Below are 4,592 nucleotides of genomic sequence, written 5' to 3' on the forward strand. Positions count from 1 at the left end.
TTAAACGGGCACTTTGCAATGTTAGAATTGTCATTCATTTCCATACTTTTTTCCTCCTTAAAAGTAAATAAATACCCAAATAATTATGTATCTTGTATTACTTTTCAAACAAGATATGATTAATTATTATGCAATCATTATATTAAACTATTACATATATTAATAGAAATAACTATCGCAAATATGATATTATTCATAACATTGTGAACAATTGATGACATTAACTTTTTTAACGAAATACTTTGTCCAACTATAGTTCAAATAGTGACATCAACTAATTGTTAATTCAATCGCATTTCAAACATTAACCCTCATTGCTTTTATGTAATCGTTCATAAGTATAATCTCGAATATTTTCAATTACTTACTTCTACATTTAATACAAATTGACCTGCTATCTAATTGATTTACCCCTTTTTTATTTTTCTTAATTAATGATCTTGCAGGTAAGAAAATTAAAATCCACCTCTAAAAAAGCAAAAAAAAGCTCTTCGAATGTCGAAGAGCTTTTAACTATTACATACCCCAAATTAATGTCCAAAGAGTACCAAAAACAATTGCTACTGCAATAAATACTGCGTAACCTAAATTGATATATAATACTCCTTTATTTTCATTTTCATTCATATGCATGAAAACAATTAACTGAAGCCCGCCTTGTAATAATGCAGTTACAATTAAAATAATAAATGATACATTAAACGGTAAATTTAAATAGTAAACACTTAAAGCTATGATTGTTAGAACAAGTGATTGGATGAAGCCAACCACTTGATGCTTAGGGAATAATGCGCTCATCCAATCAGTCCTTTCACGTAAACAAAACTAAAGATAAAGATCCATACTACGTCTAAGAAGTGCCAGTATAATGAATAAATAAATGTTTTGTTTGCAGTAGTTTCTGTAATTCCCTCACGAGAAACTTGAATTAAGATTGCAATACCCCATAACATACCGAATGATACGTGGGCACCGTGAGTACCTAATAATACGAATAATGCTGATAATGCTCCACTACTTTGGATTGTTGCACCTTCATGAACATAAGTAAAGAACTCTGTAATCTCTACTCCTAGGAAGACTGCTCCTAAAGCTAGTGTTAATACAAGGAAGCTTATAAAAGCTTTTTTGTGATTTAATTTTATTGCGTTTACGACTAAACCAATCGTAAAACTACTTGTTAATAGGGCAAATGTTTCTATCATTACACCTTTCATCTCAAATAATTCTTTTTGAGTAGGTGCTGAACCAGTGTTATTTGCTAAAGTGAAGTAAACTGCGAACAATGTTCCGAATAAAGCAATCTCAGCTCCTAAAAATATCCAGAAGCCTAAAATCTTATTAGAACTTTCTTCACCTAGACTATACAGAGGCCTGCTGCTCATAATGATCACCTCGTAATTTTTTCTCTGTTTCGATAATTTCTTCTTTATGAATATGGAAGCCATGATCGCGTTGGAAAGAACGTGCTATTAAGCAAAGTGCGATAGGAACTGCAAATACAATCATAGGTACCCACCATTCAAATATTAAGAAGAAACCAAATGCCATAAATGCTGCACCTAAAATGAATGGTATACCACTATTACTTGGCATATGAATATCTGTAATCTCACCTTCAAGTAATGATTTACCTTCTTTTTTAGCTTTCCAGAATGGATCTAAAGAATCAACTTTTGGAATAACTGCGAAATTATAAGGAGCAATTGGACTGCTTGTAGCCCACTCTAATGTCCTTGCATTCCATGGATCACCAGTTGTTTCTCTTGGTGCGTAACGTACACTGTAATAAATATTGTAAACAAGTAAACAGAATCCGATTGCTAACCCTACAGCTCCAATTGTAGCAATCATATTTAAAGGTCCGAAACCTGACTCTGCACTATAAGTATAAGTACGGCGAGTCATACCTTTTAATCCTAATAAGAATAATGGGAAGAATGTTACGTTAAAGCTAACGATAATTGTCCAAAACGTAATCTTACCAATTTTTTCATCTAATTTGAAACCAAATACTTTAGGGAACCAATAATAGAACCCTGCGATTACCGCAAAAACAGTACCTGGAATTAATACATAATGGAAGTGAGCAACTAGGAACATCGTATTATGATATTGGTAGTCAGCACTTGCCATAGCTAGCATTACACCTGTAACCCCACCGATTGTAAAAATCGGAATAAATGCTAGTGAGTACAGCATTGGAACGGTAAATTCGATCTTACCTTTTCTTAATGTAAACAACCAGTTAAATATTTTAACACCGGTTGGTATACTAATGGCCATTGTCGTAATACTAAAGAAGCCATTTACAACTGAGCCTTGACCCATTGTATAGAAATGGTGAACCCATACTAGGAAACTTAAAGCAGAAATGGCAATCATACTGACAACCATGCTCTTATATCCGTATAAATTCTTTCTTGAGAAAGTAGCTATAATTTCACTATATATACCGAATGCCGGAAGAATAACGATGTAAACTTCAGGATGTCCCCAAATCCAGAATAAGTTCGCCCAAAGCATATCATTACCATGTGCCATCGTAAAGAATTGAGTACCAAACTCACGATCAAACATCATTAATGCTAAAGCTACAGTTAATACTGGGAATGCGAATACGATAATAACGTTTGTAATTAAAATACTCCAAGTAAACATTGGCAATTTCATTAATTTCAAACCTGGAGCACGCATTTTTAAAATTGTAACGATAAAGTTAATACCAGTCATTAAAGTACCTAGACCAGCAATTTGAAGCGAAATTGCGTAATAGTTATTCCCAACACCTGGGCTGAATTCCTTACTAGCTAGTGGGAAATAAGCTGTCCAACCAGCATCAGGTGATCCACCGATAACAAAGCTTAAGTTTAAAAGCATTGCACCTGCAAAGAATAACCAGAAACTAACTGCATTTAAGTAAGGGAAAGCTACGTCACGAGCTCCGATTTGTAAAGGAATAACGATGTTCATTAATCCAATAATGAAAGGCATTGCCATGAACAGAATCATAATTAGGCCGTGAGTTGTAAAAATTTCATTATAATGTTGTGCATCTAATATTTTTAAATCTGGTCCTGCTAACTGTGCTCTCATTAATAACGCATCTACTCCACCACGGAATAGCATTAATAATGCACACAGAATATACATTACACCGATACGTTTATGGTCAACAGTCGTTAACCATTCTTTCCATAAGTAACCCCATTTTTTAAATTTTGTTAAACCAATTACAATAGCAAGAGATACAACAACGATACTCACCATTGCGCCATAGATCATTGGTTCACCTGTTACAAAAAAGTGATCCCATTTATAACCCATTATTTCATCCCCTCCATATTATCCATGTCATGGTGATCAGATGAATCCTTCATAGAACCATGTTGATGTCCTGCATTTTTTCCTTCTGGAGCTGGTCTAAATCCTAAATGAGTCGAAGTATATGTCTTTCTACCTAAATGCTCAATTTTTAGTAATTTATTAAACTCTGTTTCTGTTAAAGCAGGCGCTGTTTCTTTAACGTCCTTAACCCAGCCGTTAAAATCCTTATTATTCATTGCTAGTACTTCAAATTCCATTCCAGCAAAGCCTTTTCCATTGAAGTTACTGTTCTTACCAATATAAGAACCTTCATTTGAAGCAACAAAATTTAATTTAGTTACCATGTCACTCATTGCATATTTTTGTCCACCTAATTGTGGAATCCAAAAACTTGTAATAGGACCGAATGAATAAAGTCTGAATTCTACATTTCTATTCGTTGGAATATTTACATAGTTAACAGTTTCAATTCCTTGTTCAGGATAAGAGAAATGCCATTTCCAGTTTGAAGAACTTGCATAAATTACAAGTGGTTTATCATTTTCATGACCTTTTGGTACACTTTCAACCGCATTTGTTGTTTTAACAGTTACTACTGATAAAACCGCAACAATAATGATTGGGATGACAGTCCAAATAATTTCAAGTGTTTTACTCCCCTCTTCATGAGGCGGTTCGTAATCTTTTGGAAGTTTACTAGCACGATATTTATATAGAATAACAATATAAAGAATGTAAACTACTAGTAAAACTCCTAACATCATCAACATCGAGAAGATAATCGTATCCGCTTGCGTTTTAGCAACAGGACCCTTTGGATTAAGAACTGCAATCTTATCACAAGCACCCATTACTAATGCAACCAGCATGATCATCATGCCCATTAGAAATTTTTTCATTTCGCTCTTCCTTCCTATAACGTAAGTAAAAGTTCAAAATAGTTTTTTTGAATTATTTCTTAGATAAGTATTTTTATAAATTGTCACCAAAATGACAAACAATGTCCACAGTTATAGTAAGATACTTTAATTAAAAAAACAAACAATTAATTTCCATTTTATAAGGAAAAAAAGAGTGTTCACATTTTAGACATATTTGAAAATATGGTTTTTTCTTTAAAACCTATATATATCATTGGATTAACACGATTGCTCACTTCTTCACAACGTTCACATTTTAGACAAATATTAGATTTTGATTAACTTTTTGTTCACATTTCGAAACTTACATATTAGTAAATTAGTATAATAATTTTTATGGAATTT

4 protein-coding genes are annotated in these 4,592 nt (G+C 32.9%); all 4 read right to left on the reverse strand.

The annotated features are described in order from the left end of the window. Positions 1 to 516 precede the first annotated feature (516 nt). Genes qoxD through qoxA form a run of 4 tightly spaced genes read right to left on the reverse strand, consistent with a single transcriptional unit; the run spans position 517 to position 4,226 of the window. Positions 517 to 798: a cytochrome aa3 quinol oxidase subunit IV gene (qoxD, locus tag CN514_RS05640; protein WP_069035468.1), complete on the reverse strand. Its 282-nt coding sequence runs from the start codon at positions 796 to 798 to the stop codon at positions 517 to 519. Next, on the reverse strand, positions 795 to 1,394 hold the full coding sequence (locus tag CN514_RS05645) for a cytochrome c oxidase subunit 3 (protein WP_056474257.1): 600 nt from the start codon (positions 1,392 to 1,394) through the stop codon (positions 795 to 797). Before CN514_RS05645 ends, qoxD begins: the two co-directional genes overlap by 4 nt. Beyond that, entirely contained in the window at positions 1,363 to 3,327 is a 1,965-nt protein-coding gene (qoxB, locus tag CN514_RS05650) for a cytochrome aa3 quinol oxidase subunit I (RefSeq protein WP_069035467.1), read from the reverse strand. The genes CN514_RS05645 and qoxB overlap by 32 nt, the downstream gene beginning before the upstream one ends. Continuing rightward, the gene (gene qoxA, locus CN514_RS05655; RefSeq protein WP_097975828.1) at positions 3,327 to 4,226 is read right to left on the reverse strand and encodes a cytochrome aa3 quinol oxidase subunit II; all 900 of its coding nucleotides are present in this window, start codon (positions 4,224 to 4,226) and stop codon (positions 3,327 to 3,329) included. Before qoxA ends, qoxB begins: the two co-directional genes overlap by 1 nt. Positions 4,227 to 4,592: the final 366 nt, after the last annotated feature.

It is taken from the genome of Bacillus sp. AFS001701 (assembly GCF_002559405.1).
Lineage (GTDB): Bacteria > Bacillota > Bacilli > Bacillales > Bacillaceae_G > Gottfriedia.